This window comes from Exiguobacterium sp. J17977, assembly GCF_018616375.1.
Taxonomy (GTDB): domain Bacteria; phylum Bacillota; class Bacilli; order Exiguobacteriales; family Exiguobacteriaceae; genus Exiguobacterium; species Exiguobacterium mexicanum.
The window spans coordinates 265704-282132 of record NZ_JAEQBB010000002.1 but is presented as its reverse complement, the minus strand read 5'-3'; the positions used below and the strand labels follow the sequence as shown (position 1 = coordinate 282132).

The 16429-nt window shown below is 51.9% G+C and carries 18 protein-coding genes; 15 read left to right on the top strand and 3 right to left on the bottom strand.

What is annotated here, in order from left to right; all coding sequences use genetic code 11:
• Positions 1–16 precede the first annotated feature (16 nt).
• Positions 17–604 (top strand): DnaD domain-containing protein, encoded by a 588-nt coding sequence (locus KNO58_RS04960; RefSeq protein ID WP_214752163.1) that lies wholly within the window; start codon positions 17–19, stop codon positions 602–604.
• Entirely contained in the window at positions 604–1266 is a 663-nt protein-coding gene (gene nth / locus KNO58_RS04955) for an endonuclease III (RefSeq protein WP_214752162.1), read from the top strand. Before KNO58_RS04960 ends, nth begins: the two co-directional genes overlap by 1 nt.
• A gap of 41 nt (positions 1267–1307) precedes the next feature.
• Here nth and KNO58_RS04950 read toward each other — a convergent pair whose 3' ends face one another.
• Positions 1308–2159 carry a DUF3800 domain-containing protein gene (locus tag KNO58_RS04950; protein ID WP_021067230.1) on the bottom strand — a complete coding sequence of 284 codons (852 nt, stop codon included), beginning with the start codon at positions 2157–2159 and terminating at the stop codon, positions 1308–1310.
• A gap of 353 nt (positions 2160–2512) precedes the next feature.
• Between KNO58_RS04950 and recU the strand changes: the two genes are divergently transcribed.
• From recU to KNO58_RS04910, 8 genes are all read left to right on the top strand, one after another.
• Positions 2513–3109, top strand: coding sequence for a Holliday junction resolvase RecU (recU, locus tag KNO58_RS04945; protein WP_214752161.1), 597 nt, complete (start codon positions 2513–2515; stop codon positions 3107–3109).
• A 21-nt stretch (positions 3110–3130) separates the two neighbouring features.
• Positions 3131–5782, top strand: a complete 2652-nt coding sequence (locus KNO58_RS04940; protein WP_214752160.1) for a transglycosylase domain-containing protein — start codon at positions 3131–3133, stop codon at positions 5780–5782.
• A gap of 90 nt (positions 5783–5872) precedes the next feature.
• Positions 5873–6433, top strand: a complete 561-nt coding sequence (locus tag KNO58_RS04935; protein WP_251026083.1) for a hypothetical protein — start codon at positions 5873–5875, stop codon at positions 6431–6433.
• 14 nt (positions 6434–6447) lie between these two features.
• Positions 6448–8697, top strand: coding sequence for a DEAD/DEAH box helicase (locus tag KNO58_RS04930; protein ID WP_214752159.1), 2250 nt, complete (start codon positions 6448–6450; stop codon positions 8695–8697).
• Positions 8694–9851: a ribonuclease H-like domain-containing protein gene (locus tag KNO58_RS04925; RefSeq protein WP_214752158.1), complete on the top strand. Its 1158-nt coding sequence runs from the start codon at positions 8694–8696 to the stop codon at positions 9849–9851. The genes KNO58_RS04930 and KNO58_RS04925 overlap by 4 nt, the downstream gene beginning before the upstream one ends.
• Positions 9848–10393 carry an SLOG family protein gene (locus KNO58_RS04920; RefSeq protein ID WP_214752157.1) on the top strand — a complete coding sequence of 182 codons (546 nt, stop codon included), beginning with the start codon at positions 9848–9850 and terminating at the stop codon, positions 10391–10393. The genes KNO58_RS04925 and KNO58_RS04920 overlap by 4 nt, the downstream gene beginning before the upstream one ends.
• 6 nt (positions 10394–10399) lie before the next feature.
• On the top strand, positions 10400–10699 hold the full coding sequence (gpsB, locus tag KNO58_RS04915; protein ID WP_214752156.1) for a cell division regulator GpsB: 300 nt from the start codon (positions 10400–10402) through the stop codon (positions 10697–10699).
• Positions 10700–10717: 18 nt separating this feature from the next.
• Positions 10718–11293 carry a nuclease-related domain-containing protein gene (locus KNO58_RS04910; protein WP_214752155.1) on the top strand — a complete coding sequence of 192 codons (576 nt, stop codon included), beginning with the start codon at positions 10718–10720 and terminating at the stop codon, positions 11291–11293.
• 28 nt (positions 11294–11321) lie between these two features.
• Here the strand turns inward: KNO58_RS04910 and KNO58_RS04905 are convergent, their stop codons facing one another.
• Positions 11322–11615 (bottom strand): hypothetical protein, encoded by a 294-nt coding sequence (locus KNO58_RS04905; protein ID WP_021067239.1) that lies wholly within the window; start codon positions 11613–11615, stop codon positions 11322–11324.
• Between the two features lie 95 nt (positions 11616–11710).
• Between KNO58_RS04905 and KNO58_RS04900 the strand changes: the two genes are divergently transcribed.
• A complete protein-coding gene (locus KNO58_RS04900) occupies positions 11711–11959 on the top strand; it encodes a hypothetical protein (protein WP_214752154.1) in 249 nt (82 codons plus the stop codon).
• A 35-nt stretch (positions 11960–11994) separates the two neighbouring features.
• On the opposite strand, the gene KNO58_RS04895 is transcribed toward KNO58_RS04900, so the two are convergent.
• Positions 11995–13527 (bottom strand): FAD-dependent monooxygenase, encoded by a 1533-nt coding sequence (locus KNO58_RS04895; protein WP_260570647.1) that lies wholly within the window; start codon positions 13525–13527, stop codon positions 11995–11997.
• A 107-nt stretch (positions 13528–13634) separates the two neighbouring features.
• Here KNO58_RS04895 and KNO58_RS04890 point away from each other — a divergent pair, with 107 nt between their 5' ends.
• From KNO58_RS04890 to KNO58_RS04875, 4 genes are read left to right on the top strand one after another with little or no spacing between them, the layout of a single operon-like run.
• Positions 13635–14261 (top strand): NUDIX hydrolase, encoded by a 627-nt coding sequence (locus KNO58_RS04890; RefSeq protein ID WP_214752152.1) that lies wholly within the window; start codon positions 13635–13637, stop codon positions 14259–14261.
• 41 nt (positions 14262–14302) lie between these two features.
• The gene (locus KNO58_RS04885) at positions 14303–14503 is read left to right on the top strand and encodes a DUF2187 family protein (protein ID WP_021067243.1); all 201 of its coding nucleotides are present in this window, start codon (positions 14303–14305) and stop codon (positions 14501–14503) included.
• A gap of 17 nt (positions 14504–14520) precedes the next feature.
• Positions 14521–15711, top strand: a complete 1191-nt coding sequence (locus KNO58_RS04880) for a DUF2157 domain-containing protein (protein WP_214752151.1) — start codon at positions 14521–14523, stop codon at positions 15709–15711.
• Positions 15708–16172 (top strand): GDYXXLXY domain-containing protein, encoded by a 465-nt coding sequence (locus tag KNO58_RS04875; RefSeq protein ID WP_214752150.1) that lies wholly within the window; start codon positions 15708–15710, stop codon positions 16170–16172. Before KNO58_RS04880 ends, KNO58_RS04875 begins: the two co-directional genes overlap by 4 nt.
• Positions 16173–16429 lie beyond the last annotated feature (257 nt).

The window sequence follows — 16429 nt, the reverse complement described above, 5'->3', positions numbered from 1 at the left end:
AGAAAGGATGTGCGACATGGATGCACATAATCTAATCAAGCTGTTCGAACAAAATCCAGTCGTCGTTCCGAGAAAACTATTCACGGAGGCGCGTCGCCTCAACTTGAGTCCGGTCGAGTTCAATCTCATCATTCACTTGTTAGAGATGACGGGGGAGGGCATCGAGATGCCGCTCCCGAGCGAACTCGGCGACCGGATGAACGTGGCCGAGAGCGAGGCCCGCGCCGTCTTGCTCGGTTTGCTTCAAAAAGAGTTGATTGCCATCGACGCGTCGGCCGAGGTCGAACGATATAGCTTATTGCCGTTGTTTACGGCGCTCGACGGAGAAGTGACACCGGAAGCGTCGACCCATTCGTTGAATGAAAGCATCATTCATACGTTTGAGCGCGAATTCGGGACAATCACCCCGTTCGAGATTGAACAGATTGTCGGTTGGCTGACCGAGGACGGCTTCAGCGAAGAGCTGATTATGGCCGCGCTCCGGGAGGCGAAACTGCGTAACGTACGCAACTTTAAATATATGGACAAGATTCTCCGAGTGTGGCAAGACCATAACGTCGAATCACTCGAGGACCTCGTCGATTATCAACGGAGGAAAAAGTGATGTTGACGAGAGCCCAATTGACCGAAGTGTCTGACACGATGCGTCGCATGTTCCCGGACGCCCACTGCGAGTTGACGCATCGCAATCCGTTCGAGCTTGTCGTGGCCGTGGCGTTATCGGCACAGGCGACCGACGCGCTCGTCAACAAAGTGACGCCAGGTCTGTTCGAGGCGTATCCGACCGTCGAAGCGATGGCAGCAGCTGAGGTTGCCGATATCGAGGCGTTAATCAAACGTATCGGTCTGTATCGGAACAAGGCGAAAAACGTGAAGGCGCTCTCGATGCAAATCGTGGAACGTCACGACGGAATCGTCCCGTCCGACCGTGAATCGCTCGAGGCGTTGCCTGGTGTCGGACGAAAGACGGCGAACGTCGTCTTGTCGGTCGCGTTTCACGAACCGGCATTCGCCGTCGATACGCACGTCGAGCGCGTCTCGAAACGTCTCGGCATCTGCCGTTGGAAAGACAACGTCCGTCAAGTCGAGGACACGCTCATGAAGAAGTTCCCGCGCGACGAATGGTCGCAACTCCATCACCAGTTCATCTTCTTCGGCCGGTATCACTGCAAGGCACAACGTCCTGCTTGTGAGAAGTGCCCGCTGCTCGATATGTGCCGCGAAGGGAAGAAACGGATGAAGTCCAAGCAAGCGACCGGACAATGAACGTAAAAACTGCCTTGCCGAACATGTCGGCAAGGCAGTTTTTAGTGGTTCCACGGATGGTCGCTCCATTCGCGGCGCTTTTTCGTAATCGGTACTTTTTTGAATCCCCAGTTGCGGAAATCTTGGTCAGGACTTTCTTTACGAATGTAAATCTTGTCCTTGATGGCTTTAAAGATGCGGTTCTCATCCCCATAATGGACGAACCGTGGTTTTACTTCGATGACGCCGCGGCGCACACGCGAGAGCGGGAGGCAGACGAGGTCAGCGATTTCAAGCCCAGACTGATACACCGTGTTCTGCTTCTCGGAAAAGATGAAACCTTTGATTTTTTGACGGCTCTTCTCGACATCGAGATGGACCGTTCCCGAATTGAAGATATCGAAGAACGCTTTTTGGATGAGCAAGTTCTGATAGTCATCTCGTGACTCCAAGACGACGCGGGCGCTGACGGCTTCCGTCTCTTCCAAGAACGCATAAAACGATTTCATCAAGTGGGCGAACGCGACGACGTACGGGTCTTTCGGTGTCGAGTAGAAGTCATGTAGCTTTTGTTTATCGACCTCGACGCTGACGATCGTGCAGTCGATATCGCGCAAGAAATCAGGCAACTTGTTCCAGAAATCACGAAGCATATCGATCGTGATGCCGTCTTCTTTCCCGTAAGGATGCTCGGCCTTTAAAATCTCTTTTAAATGGAGCGGGATGTTCTCTGTCTTGAACACGTCGCGTTTGAAGGCGTGTAACCGACGTTTCAATTCGCAAGGCATACCGGCTTCGTCGGCATCAATTGCATATTTATATTCCATCAAGACGCCGGTCAAGTTGAATTGCGTGTTCCCCTTGGGCGTCCCCGTCTCGTCGACGAACATGACATACTTCTTTTGTGTTTCCATCTTACTCCTCCAACCATGGCTCTACTGCTTATAAAAGCGGGCCTGCTCATTGTTTATCAACCTTGGTTTACACTATTTATTGCACACTTTTTAAAAACTTCCGTCAATCTGCGTTTAATCCGGCCTGATACTGGCTAATAAGTACAAGACTTATTTCAGAAAAATAAATAGCTGTTCCGTAACAAGGTCGTGTCAATTTGACTACACAATACACTACATACTAGTTTAACATACGGGAGTTTGGTACGATATGGGTTGCGGAAAATCCACGCAGGAGTCGAGCGACAGAACTCGACAATCAGACTTCAGACGGAAGGAACGGCTGGGCGAACCTGTTAAACTAGATATTAGGGGTGACGACATTGTTCCACTATCCAAACGGAAAAAAGCCGAAACCTTCGGCTGGACCGGCCCGCTCGAATCCGCAGACGTATGCGAACCGAGGGATGAACCTCGAGACGCTGCTGAACGACACGAACGAGTTTTATCGGCTCCACAGTCGGGCGGTCATCCATAAGAAACCGACGCCGCTGCAAATCGTGAAAGTCGATTATCCGAAACGGAGTGCGGCAAAAGTGACCGAGGCGTATTTCAAGCAAGCATCGACGACCGATTATAATGGGGTGTATCGCGGCAAGTATATCGATTTCGAAGCGAAAGAGACGAACAATAAAACGTCGTTTCCGCTCGGAAACTTCCACGACCACCAAATCCACCACATGCGCGAGTGTGAGCGGCATGGAGGGATTTGTTTTGTCATCATTCGGTTTAGCCGCTATAATACGCAATATGTGTTATCAACGGAGCAATTATTAGTTTGGTGGGAACAGCGCGAATCGGGACGCAAGTCGATTCCGCTCTCCTATATCGAGCAAGAAGCAATTGAAGTTCCAACCCGGGCGATGCCCGCCATCGATTATTTGACGGCGATTGAAGCATGGCTCGATTGAAATAGAAGGAGTGAAGCGTGAATGGAACGAAGTCGGATGGCACGTCGACAAGACACGACGACCAATAAACGTAAACCAGCGGCCAAAAAGCCAAAACCAAAAGCGAAGAAATCGAAGTTTCGACGCATCATAACGATTTTAGGGATTTTATTCATCATCGGCGTCATCGCCGGCGGCGCATACACCGCGTATGCGATCGCGACAGCACCACCGCTCGATGAAGAGAAATTGGTCGATACGTACCCGATTCAGCTGTTATCGGCTGAAGGAGAACCGCTCGAGGAGAACGGACAAATCCGTGAGTACGTCTCAATCGACGATATCTCAGAAGTGATGCAACAAGCGGTCATCTCGATTGAGGACCGTCGTTTCTATGAGCATAACGGGGTCGACTTGCGCCGTATCGGTGGCGCCGTGCTCGCGAACGTGACCGACGGCTTCGGAGCCGAAGGTGGTTCGACGATCACGCAACAGCTCGTCAAGCAGTCGTTCTTATCAACGGATAAAAAGTTGAAACGGAAACTGCAAGAACAGTGGCTTGCCATCAAACTTGAGCGTGAGTACACGAAAGAACAGATTTTAGAGATGTACTTGAACAAGAACTATTACGGTTCAGGGGCATGGGGCGTCCAAGCGGCTTCGAAGACGTATTTCAATAAGCCGGTCTCGGAAGTGAACTATCAAGAGGCGGCCATCTTGGCCGGTCTCCCACAACGTCCGAGCGCCTACGACCCGATCAGTGGCGACCAAGAACTCACGCGTTACCGTCAAGAGCAAGTGCTCTCGTCGATGAAACGTGACGGTCACATCACGGAAGAACAATACAACGAGGCGCTCGACGTCGAGATTGCGGACATCATCTCACCAGGTGCCCAATCGGAAGAAGAGTCGTATACACGTTCGATTTACGCTCGCGTCCAAGCTGAGCTTGAAGAAGATTACGGTCTCGAGCAGGCGGACATTTACGGGACAGGGTTGAAAGTGTACACGTCAATCAATAAAGAATTGCACACGAAGTTCAATAGCGACATCAAGAATGATAACGTCAACCTTCAAACTAGTGAGTTCCCGGACGATCTTCGTATGGGGGCGACCGTATTGAACACGAAGACAGGTGAAATTATCGCCGTCATCGACAGTGAACAAGCGAAACAAGGCGATAAGAACTATCGCGACTATTCGCGTGAGAAGCGCCAAATCGGGTCGACGGCGAAGCCGTTCTTCGATTACGGTCCAGGGATTGAGAACGCGCAATGGTCGACCGGGAAAATCTTGATGGATGAACCGTTTGGCGAGGATGAATTTAATCCTGGAAACTATTACACAGGATATCGCGGCGCCAACACGATGCGCTACTACTTGACAATTTCGGGTAACACGCCGGCCGTCCGTGCCTTCAATGAAGTAAAAGAAGAGTTCGGACCTGAGGCAATTGAATCATTCGTCGAGAATGTCGGCATCGAACCGGCGCGTTCGGGTGACGAGATGCTACCTGCGAACAGTCTCGGTGTAGCGGAAGCAAGCACGACGCAAATGGCGGCTGCCTATGCCGCGCTCGGCACGAACGGCATGTATACGAAGCCGCACTTGATTCAAAAGATTGAATTCAATGACGGCTCGACCATCAACTCACCGATTAAGGCGAAACAGGCGATGGAAGACTACACAGCTTACATGTTGACGGATATGCTTCGTGACGTCGTCAGCGGTTCGAACGGGACATACAAACCAGGTGCATTCCCTTGGGACGTCGCCGGTAAGACCGGGACGACGAACGATAAAGATAAAAATCCGAATGATAAGTGGTTCACGGGTTATACGACCGACTATTCGATTTCGGTCTGGACCGGGAAAGCACCAGGAGCTGATAAGAATGCGCTCGCGGAGGACCATGCTCAGTACTACTTCGAGTATATGATGCAAGAAGTGACGAATGCGACGGGTCAGCCGGAACGCTTCCAACAACCGGAGTCGGTGCTCTCGCTCGGCAACGAGTTGTACGTCAAAGGGACGAAACCGAAAGACTTACAGCCGGATAAACTGGCCGCTCCGACCGGCGCATCGATTGACTATGATGTGCCTGCTGGAAGGGGTACACTCTCGTGGTCTTATGACACACAAGGGGTACAAGCCGCTGGCTACCAAGGACTTTCGTTCACGGTGACCGAAAAACGTCCGGACGGAAGCGAGCGTGTCGTCGGGACAACCGAGGACACGAGCATCGCTATCGCTGATCTCGCTTCAGGTCAGACGACGTTCACGATTGTCGCCAACGCGACGAACGCGCTCGTCGGCGATCAACAATCGAGCCCGCTTCAGACTACGTATACCGTCGAACGGAGCGAGGAGCCTCCGGCCGAAGAGGAAGAAGAGCCAACCACGGAAGAGACGCCGCCTGAAGAAGAAGGCGATCAAACCGATGGTCAAAATAATGAGAACAACGGCAACAACGGCAATAACAGCAATAACAGCAATAACAATAATGGTAACAATGAGAATAACGGGAACGACACGAACACCGAAGACGAGAACACGGAACCACCGACCGAAGAAGAACCGCCAGCAGATGAGACTGATGGCGAAACGGATTCGAACGGAGACGTCAGCCGTCAATCGACAGACTCGAATGGCCGGGGTAACGGCAACGGGAATGGCAACGGTGATCGTGACTAAAACCGATTCACAGGAAACAGGGCGACATCAGCGCCCTGTTTTTCTGTTTCGTTTGCTATAATGAAAAGAAAGCGAATAGGATGGTGACACATGGTACAACTCTCACTGAAACGCAAGATGAAAGTGTTGTTTGTGATCGACCGACTGCAAGACGATGATTTAGGTATTCCGTTACACGGTATCAACGGCTTGAAAATGAGCCGATTGCTCGTCGAGGAGTCGATTCCGTTCGGACGTTTGATTGATGATCAAGCGATAGCCGAGGCCAGTGGCCATCCTTATTTGAAACGAATCGGCGTCGAGACGATGTTCCTCGGCGACGAACCATTCTATCCAGAACTTCTGCGAGGCAAGCGTCAAGCGCTCGCAACGCATGAAGACTACCATAAAGCGGTGCAGCGTTACACGAAACATTTGCAAGCCGTTCATTCGAAATGTACGAAGCTACATACCATCGTCTTGTTCGGACGGTCGACGCAACGGTTGTACGACGATGCGATCATTCGACTCGAAGAAGAGAATGGACATGTCGCCGAGTCTTTCAAAGAAATGGCTGTGCTGCGTTTACCTGCCGTCCATCGGCTCGTGCGCGATGAACGGATTGGCGAAGTGAAAGCAATCGTGGAGCGACTCGCACCTTCGAAATCGTAAAGAAGGTGAACCTCATGCGGAAAAAACGTTCCGTGGAAGAAATGATCCATACGCTCAAGACCGACCCGGTTTTTTCTCAAAACGTGACACATTGGCATACGGTCGACGCGAAACCGGCCCGCTATGCACCGATTCCGTCGAGTGTGCCACCAGATCTCGTCCGGGTGCTGCATGGCCGGGGAATTGAACAACTGTACACCCATCAAGCTGAAGCGATCGAGCAGACGTCGCGTGGAAACTCGACAGTCATCGTCACACCGACCGCCTCCGGGAAGACCCTCTGTTACAACCTGCCCGTCCTGTCGAAAATGATTGAACAACCGAATGCTCGGGCGCTCTACCTGTACCCGACGAAGGCGCTCGCGCAAGACCAAAACAGCGATTTGATGGAGATGGTCGAAGCGCTCGAGGGCGATTTGCGTTGCTTCACCTATGATGGCGACACGGCACCGGCAGCCCGGACGAAAGTACGTGACGCCGGCAATATCGTCATCACGAATCCAGACATGCTACATTCCGGCATCTTGCCGCACCATACGAAATGGATTCGCTTGTTCGAGAATTTAGAATATATCGTCGTCGATGAGTTGCATACGTATCGCGGTGTATTCGGCAGCCATGTCGCCAACGTCTTCCGCCGCCTGAAACGGATTTGCGCCTATTACGGGAGTCATCCGAAATGGATTATGACGTCGGCGACGATTGCCAACCCGGTCGAGCTGGCTGAACTGTTGACCGAAGAAGACGTCGTCCTCGTCGACAATAACGGGGCACCACAAGGCAAAAAGCATTTGATTTTCTATAACCCGCCCGTCGTCAATGAAGCGCTGGGTATTCGCCGGAGTGCGACGCTCGAGACGAAGCGCATCGCTTCAAAACTGGTCGAGGCGGACATCCAGACGATCGTCTTCGCCCGCTCACGCGTAAGGGTCGAAGTGTTGTTGACGTATTTACAAGAATTGACGCGGCGCGAGCTTGGTCCTAAATCGATTGTCGGATACCGGGGTGGTTATTTGCCATCGGAGCGTCGCGAAATCGAACGCCGGCTCCGTAACGGAGAGATTAAAGCCGTCGTCTCGACGAATGCGCTCGAACTCGGCGTCGATATCGGCCAATTGCAAGCGTGTGTCTTAAATGGCTATCCGGGCACGGTCGCCTCGATGTGGCAACAAGCCGGGCGGGCCGGACGCCGTCATTCCGAGGCGCTCGTCATCTTCGTCGCCTCGTCGTCATCGCTCGATCAACTCGTCGTCGAACAACCCGATTTGATTTTAGACCGGTCTCCGGAAGCGGCGCGGCTCGATCCGAACAATTTAATCATCCTCGTCGACCATATGAAATGTGCCGCCTTCGAACTGCCTTTCCAGAAAGGGGAGCGATTCGGAACGGTCGAGACGGAAGAGATTCTCGATTTCTTGACGGACGCCCACATCCTGCACGAACGGGCCGATAAATATTATTGGATGACCGATGCGTTCCCGGCCCATGACATCTCGCTTCGAACGAGTGACCAAGAGAACGTCGTCATCGTCGATCAAACCGCGAAGAACCAAGTCATCGGCGAGATGGATACGTTCAGCGCGATGACGTTACTTCATGACGAAGCCATCTATTTACATGGCGCCGAGCAGTATCAAGTCGAACGGCTCGACTTCGAAGAGAAGAAAGCGTACGTCCGACGTGTCGACGTCGACTACTATACGGACGCCAATTTGGCGGTCGAACTGAAAGTGTTGGAAGAGAACAATACGACCGGCGTGAAGACGTTCGGGGAAGTGTCGGTCATCGCGATGGCGACACTGTTCAAGAAAATCAAGTTCGGGACGCATGAGAATATCGGTTCCGGACCGATTCACTTGCCGGAACGGGAACTGCATACGACCGCGACCTGGTTCACGCTCGATGAGCGGTTCGCCTACTCGGAAGCCGACATGGAAGACCAGCTCGAAGCGGTCAGCGACCTGTTGCGACGCTTGGCCCCGCTCTATTTGATGTGCGACACGCTCGATCTGTTCACGACGATTCAAATGAAAGCGACGCATACGAGTAAACCGACCGTCTATTTATATGACCGTTACCCGGGCGGCATCGGGCTGAGCGAGGCACTCTATCGCGACGCCGACGACGTGTTGGACGCGGCCATTCGCACGGTCGACGATTGTCCGTGCGAGAGCGGCTGTCCGCGCTGTGTCGGGATGATTGGCTACGGTGACTTTAAACAACAGGTCGTCAGACAGTTGCAAGCATTGAAAGGAACGATATGAAAGCAAAACTATCACGACTTATTAAAACGAATGAACCGAAACAAGTGACCGTGACGCCGGACGACGTTGAACAGGCGAAATGGCGCGAGCGCGGCGGAGAGATTTTGACGTTCGAGCAAGAGTGGTGCGTCCGCTTGAAACAGATGTATCCACTCGATGAGACGTATCACGACTATACGTTCGGAGCGGCGAAAGCCTCGCTCGCGACATCGACCCATCCGTTCTTTCAAGTCGATGTCCCCTCCGAACAAGTACTGTTCATGGACACCGAGACGACCGGGCTTCGTGGCTCCGGCACCTCAATCTTTTTAATCGGGTTCGCGCGCTTCCAAGACGATCATCTGGAGATGATTCAATATGTGTTGCCGCACCCGGCGTTCGAGACGGCGTTCTATTATCACTTTTTGAACGACATCGGCGACGAGGTTCGTTTCGTGACGTATAACGGCAAGTCGTTCGACTGGCCCCAAATCAAAACAAGGCACACGTTCGTCCGTTCAAAAGTGAAGGCGCTCCCGGCCGTCGGCCACGTCGATTTGTTGCATGCCTCACGTCGTCTGTTGAAACCGACGCTTGAATCGGTCTCGCTCAAAGCGGTCGAGGCCCACTTCGGCCATGCCCGGACGGACGACATGCCCGGCTTTTTGGCGCCGATGCACTATTTCCAATACGTGAAGGAGCGGGAACCGGATATCATCCAGCCCGTCATCGAGCACCACCATGCCGACTGCTTGAGTCTCGTCTCACTCTATAAACGGCTTTGTCATCTCGTCGAAGCCGATGAGACGCCGTTCGGGGAAGAGCGGGCCCATTGGTTGAACGATCTCGGCAACGCCGAGGCGGCGCTTCAAGAATATGAACGCCTTGAGCGGCCGACGAAACGTGCCTTGATGCGTCAAGCGCTCCTGTTGAAACGGACCGGGCAGATGGAGCAGGCGCTACCGCTGTTCGAACAGGTCGGTACGGTCGAGGCGCTCGTCGAGTTGGCGAAATATGCCGAGCATCACCAAAAAGACATCAACCGAGCCATCACGTTCACCGAGCAGGCGCTGACGCTCTCGGAACGGAAAGAGACGGTACTTCGACAGACCGCCTTGACCGAGATGCGGGCACTCCGTCATCGGATGAGCCGGTTAGAAAGGAAGCGGTCATGAAAGTTGTCGCCATCACCGGATATCGTCCACATGAGCTCGGCATCTTCAAAGCCGACCATCCCGGCATCGATATCATCAAGGAAGCGTACGAGCGAAAGATAATGGAAGCGATCGAACTTGGGGCCGAATGGTTCATCTTTAGTGGGACGAACGGTTGTGAATTGTGGGCTGGAGAAGTATTGTTAGAGTTAAGGGAAACGTATCCAATCAAAATTGCCGTCTTTCCACCTTTTTTACAGATGGAAGAGAAATATAAGCCGTTTGAACAAGAACTGTTCATCCGCATGCAGCTCGAGGCTGACTTTTTTGAACCGCTGACCCAACGTCCATATGAGGACCCGAGCCAATTGCGCGCAAAAACCGCCTTCTTTTTGGACAAAGCAGCAGGATTAATCACGCTGTATGACGAAGAGACGGGGGGAAGCCCTCGTTTTCTCGTCGAAGGGGCTAAACGAAAACACCAGATGGAGTTATTCTTGATTACGCCGGAAGAGTTACGTGTAATCGAAGAAGAAAAACAATGGGAACAACATTGGGAGTGAAAAATCATGCAGACCGAACTAACAGCTGAAGCCATTTATAAACAAGAATTCAAGACCGCCCTCCGTGGCTACTCACAAGAAGAAGTCGACCAGTTTTTGGACGTCGTCATCCGCGATTACGAGAAGATGACGAAAGAAATCGAACGGTTGCGTCAAGAGAACGAGTCGCTCCGTCGCGGTTCGAATGAACAAGTAGCAGAACCGGTCAAACCGGCCCAGCCTGTCGCATCGAACTATGACATGTTGCGTCGCATCTCGAATTTAGAAAAGGCCGTCTTTGGAAAACAGGTCGGTCCAAGCGAATAAAGGGAGGAGGTGGAGAAGATGTTACAAGTATTGACGGCCGTCAAGAAAGAACCTGAGAAACGACAGACGAAAGGCTTGTTCCGCACGAAAGAAGAAGTCATCGCACCACCGAAATCGTACACGGACGAGATTGTCGAGATCATTCGTCATACATGTCGATTTGATTGGATGATGATTGAACACGTCCAGCTCGGCGATGACGTGCTCGATTATGTGTTGGTCGGGCCGAAAGGCGTCTTTTTAGTCCGCATCAACCGGACGACGTCGGCCGTCCATATGACGAACCGGGATTGTCGTCTCGAGACGCCGCTCGGTTGGAAAAACATCTATCCGCATCCGATGGAAGAACTTGAGCGGATGACGAAGCACGTCCGGAGCGTCTTGAAGAGGCAATGCGGACAAGCTGTCCCCGTCACGTCATTTTTAATATTCCCGGAGACACCGCGTCTCAAAGTGGAACGGATTAAAGCGAACTGTGCCGAGACGTTCGACGTGATGGATGACGTCATCACGAAGACGAAGCTCGAGTTGTTGTCCGAGGCGACGATTAAACAGATCGCCTATTATTGCTCGGAACGTCAACTACATAAATAAAAATGGCGCTGAAGAGTCAGCGCCATTTTTATTTCAATAATTGTCGAGCCTTCTGTTCATCTTTGCGATGGACGAACAAGGCGACCCGATCGTCCAAGTTTTTGGCGAGCGGGCGGAACAGCCGTCCGGTCGGCAAGCCATGTTCGACACGGCACGTGATGCCTTGTTCCGTCAAATACGTATAGTCGTCTAGGAGCGCCTCGCCTTGTTTACCGAACGCCTCACCGAAGCGGACCCACTGCAAATTGCGGACGGCGCGGATCGAGACGAGCACGACGAATGTGATGCCTAAGACGATAATTAAAATAGTTTCCAAATTCAAAGCGTTCAACCCCTTCTTTACATAATTTTAAGGGCGCAACCGCTTGAAAGCAACAACGATGGACCGGTATACTCAAAAGAAAGTGGGGGATGACTATGAAAACAACGATTCAATCGCGTCGCGAAGCCGTGACGCTGCTAGAAGACAAGCACGTGCTCTACATCCGCATCCATAATGGACAGACCGGGATGATCAAACAGACCGATGATGGCATTATCGTCGCAATCCCGAATGAAGAGACGGACAAAGTCGATTTTCGCAAGTTGGAAGACATGGAAGCGTTCGAGGCATTCTACGACTTGACGCTGTCGAAACCAGGGACGCTTTATTATAACCAAGCGTAATCAAAAGCTCCGCTCATTTTCGAGCGGAGCTTTTGTCATGGGGACGGCAACCAAGCTGCCATTGTCGCTTGTAGCGATTCCGGGCGAAGGTGCCGCTGTTTGTGGAGCAGATACCCGTCCGGCCGGATGACGAGGACGCCGCGTTTCATGAACAGCGATTTCGCGAGCTCGTTACCTTGATCGAAGAAGGGACGGCTCGTCTTCGACAGCGTGATGATTTGGAAGAACGATTGATGGTCGTTCAAATAGTCGTACAACGCACTCGCGTCCCGTTTATCGTCGTCGAGCACGAGTACTTGGAAGCGGCCGTCGGCAACTTCTGAAATCTTCGTACGGAGTCCGTCGTCCGTTCGGATAATCTCGATCTCTGGGAAGATCTTACCTTCAGTGACGCGTAAGAACGGCACGCGGGAATGTCCGGGATACGACAAGTGTAACTGGGCAATCCGTTCCGTGATTTTTTGGTTGATGAGATTGACACGCGTGAAGACGTCGGCGCCGAGCGCTTGGAACGGCAGCAGGACCGGGAGCGTCGTCTGTAACACTTCGGTCGCCACGTTCGTCGTCTGTAGCACGTTTCGGGCCACATGCTCGCGCTCATCGCGATACGAATCGACGACGCGGAACGGGGCACCCGCCTTCAGATGAAGCCACAGCTTCCAGCCGAGGTTGAACGAATCGGCGATGCCGGTATTCATCCCTTGTCCGCCGACAGGTGAATTGATATGGGCGGCGTCCCCCATGAGGATGACGCGATTGTGAATGAACGAGTCGACCATGCGGTTATGGACCCGGAACAGTGAGAACCATTCGACCTCGTCGATTTCGACATCCATATGGCTGCGCTGTTCAATCAACTCACGCAGTTCCGCCTCGCTGAACGATTCATCGCTCGCGAGATTGCCGGTGATGCGAATCGTGTCGTCCGTGAGCGGGAAGACTTCCAACACGCCGCGGTCCGAAAAGAAGATATGCACTTCTTCACGTGAAATGTTCCATTTGGCTTTCATGTCGGCGAGCACCCACGATTCCTTGAACGATTTTCCACTGAACGGAAGAGCGAGCATGCGTCGAATCGAGCTGTTCGCCCCGTCGGCCGCCACGACATACTTGGCCTCGATGGTACGGTTTGAGTCCGATTCCAGATGCGCGAGCACGCGGGACGGGTAATGTGTCAGTGACACGAGCGATTCACCGCGTTGAACGTAATGCCCATGCTCGTTTAACGCCGCCTCGAGAATCGCCTCGGTCTCGTTTTGACGGAGCAACGTCACGAACGGATAGGGCGTGACGAGACGGGAGAACTCGAGCTTGGCCGTCCATTGCCCTGAGAAATATAGATTTCCTTTCTCGATTGTCCGCGCCCGACCGAGCACTTCTTTGGCGACATCGAGCCGAGAAAAGACTTCAATCGTCCGCGGTTGAATCCCGATGGCGCGGGAATTGTTCGACGGCGTCGTCTTGCGATCGATGATTTCAAAAGAGATTCCATATCTGGCCAACGTCAGCGCGAGCGTGAGTCCGGTCGGGCCCGCCCCGACTATCAATACATCAACTTGTTTGTCCACCACATCTACCATCTCCTATCATTAATAATGATATTTCCGACATTTGATGCGTTTAAACGAGGAGACAATGGTGGAAGTGTAGAAACAAAGAGAATGAGGTGGAAAGAATGAAACAATCATGGATCACGGAACAACAATTACGTGACAGTTTCTCGATGGAGGAGAACTATGAACAGACGGCTGCCGTGTTGATTCCATTGGCCGAGGTCGATGGGGCGTGGCATGTCATCTTTGAAGTGCGCGCCCACACGATGCGGCGTCAGCCTGGAGAGATCTCTTTCCCGGGCGGCCGTCTCGACTTGGGCGAGACTCCGGTCGAGGCGGCTGTTCGCGAGACGAGTGAGGAGCTGTTGCTCGCGCTGGAAGAGATTGAAGTAATCGGTCGCCTGCAACCGCTCGCGACGCCACACCGGCAATTGATTTATCCGTTCGTCGGAGTGATTCCGGCAATCCCCGATGTCCGTCACACCGACGAAGTCGACCATTTGTTCTCCATCCCGGTCGAGACGCTCTTGTTACTCGACCCATTCCACGGTGAGATGGAATGGACGATGAATCCCGATCAAAATATTCCGTTTGACCGGATGGCGAATGCTAAAGCGTATGAAAAACGGGTAATTAAAATGAGAGAACCTTTTTATGAACATGAAGACTACATTATTTGGGGATTGACTGGAAAAATTTTGACACAATTTATTAAACGGCTTAAAGAAAACGTATTCAAACCGATATAATTTCGTTATAATGATAGAAACAAATTTAAGATTGGAAGTGAATGGGTGTGTCTGTAGAATTCGTTGTGGGTGATATCGTCAAGTCAACTCGTGAAGGTTGGGTCGCAGAAGTGACTGCCGTATTGACCAATACGGTCATCGGGGACGTTTCCATCATGGAAGAATTTCAACAGCTTGGTCTCGAATTTGAGAAGCAAGTTTTACTGAAAAAAGATTTGGAACTGATCGAACGCGCCAGCTGACCTTTTAAGCGAAAGGGATGATTCAGGTGTCCATTGACAAAAAAGTTCGTGAATGGGAAGAGGCCGGTTTACTAGATGAAGTGACCGGTCAGCGCTTGGTCGAGTACGAACATAAGAAATTGGCGGTCGGTGACAAACGTGAGCACAAACCGCCGATTCTTGTGATTATTGGATCAATCTTGCTCGCACTTAGTCTCTTCAGTTTCGTCGCGGCCAATTGGCAAGCGATTCCTGACCTTGTGAAAGTCGCCATTTTCCTTGTGTTTATGGTCGGGATGTATGTGACCGCCGAACGGCTGCAAGTGAAGGCGTCACGCTATGTGACGTTGTTCCGGCTGTTAGGTGTCGCCTTTTTCGTCGCCACGATGATTGTCATCTTTACCACGTATAATCTGTCCTCGCAAATTCCGTTCTTATTCTGGCTCTTCCTTGCCGTCGCCGTCATGCACAAATTGATTTTCAAACATCCGATTTTTACGTTTTTGGCCGCACTCGCTGCCTTTTTGGCCATCACGAATAGTTTTGAAGGCATCGGCATCACATTGATTGCGTTCGGATTGATCGTCACGTGGGTCTGGTTCCATTATGGGGACAACGAGCTCGATCGCATCTTCGCCTGGTTCGGCTTCTACGGCCTATTGATCACAATCGGTCAGTACGTCGACTATGAAGGCCGCTTTTGGCCGCTATGGGCACTCGCCGCGTTGCATGTCTTGTTTCTTGTGTATCGGGAGCGGGCTCAATGGAACTATCTGTATCTCTTCGTCGCAGCCGTCCTATCGATCGGTTACTTGATCAATGCGACGGAAGGGTGGTTGTCGCAACGAACGCCGTCGGTCATCGAGGCGACGGTTCTCTCGGTCGTACTGGTCGCCGTCTATTTGTTGCACCGACGTCCAGATTTGATGTGGGTCAGCCTGCTCGCCGTCATCCCATTCTCATTATTCGAGGATTCGGGCATCTTGCTGGCCATCCTGCTTGAAGTGGTCGCCCTCGCTTATCTCGTCTATCAAGACCACAATCGCAAACCGATCGTGCTCGCTTTCATCTATTTCTTGCTCGTTCAAATGACGATTTACTTCATCTACGTTTGGGACAAACTCGACATTTCGCTCTTCTTCCTCATCGGAGCATTGATCGTCTTCGCATTGTCGCTCGCCTTGTGGTGGCGCAGCCGTAGTCGTACGAGAGGGGATGCTCAGACATGAAACGATTGACGCCTTGGTTAGTGCCGATTGTGCAAGTGTTGATTGCCGTCGGGTTTATACTGCTCGTCTATGCGGTCTCTTGGTTCGGGGAGACGTATACGTTCAAAGCGACCTCATACGAACCGTATGACCCGTTCTTTGGAGATTTTGTCTACTTGGAGTATGACTCGTTCGAAGGCAGACAAGATGTCGAATCCGGGACGGTATACGTGTCGTTCAAAACGGGCGACGATGGCTATGCGACCATCGACCGGGTCAGTTCGCGGCCGTTCTTCGGTGGCACGCGGGCCAACTATTACGATCGCCAAGTGTATATTGATGACATGAGTTCGTATCGTGTCGCTGAGGAAGAAACATCAGCAATCGAAGGGGCGAAGTCGTTCGAGGTCGACGTCGATGTGGCACCTTGGGGCATGGTAAGACCTCACGATTTGCGCTCGACCGAAGCTGAAACAGAATGACAATCAGATTACAGGTTTGTTACACGATATGTTGTAACGAATCTGTAGTTTTTTATGAGAACGCTTGGTAATGCTATGTTTCTTGTAAATGTTACAGATTGTAACCGGCATTGAGTCGATATGTCAGAAATATTTCACTTCATCAAAATCCCTTCTCGGGGTCCGACGGGCATGGTAAATTAACTCCTGTTCGTTAGATGACGAGAAAGGTGCTGACCTATTGATTATGCATTCCTTAAAATATATGATGACTCTCC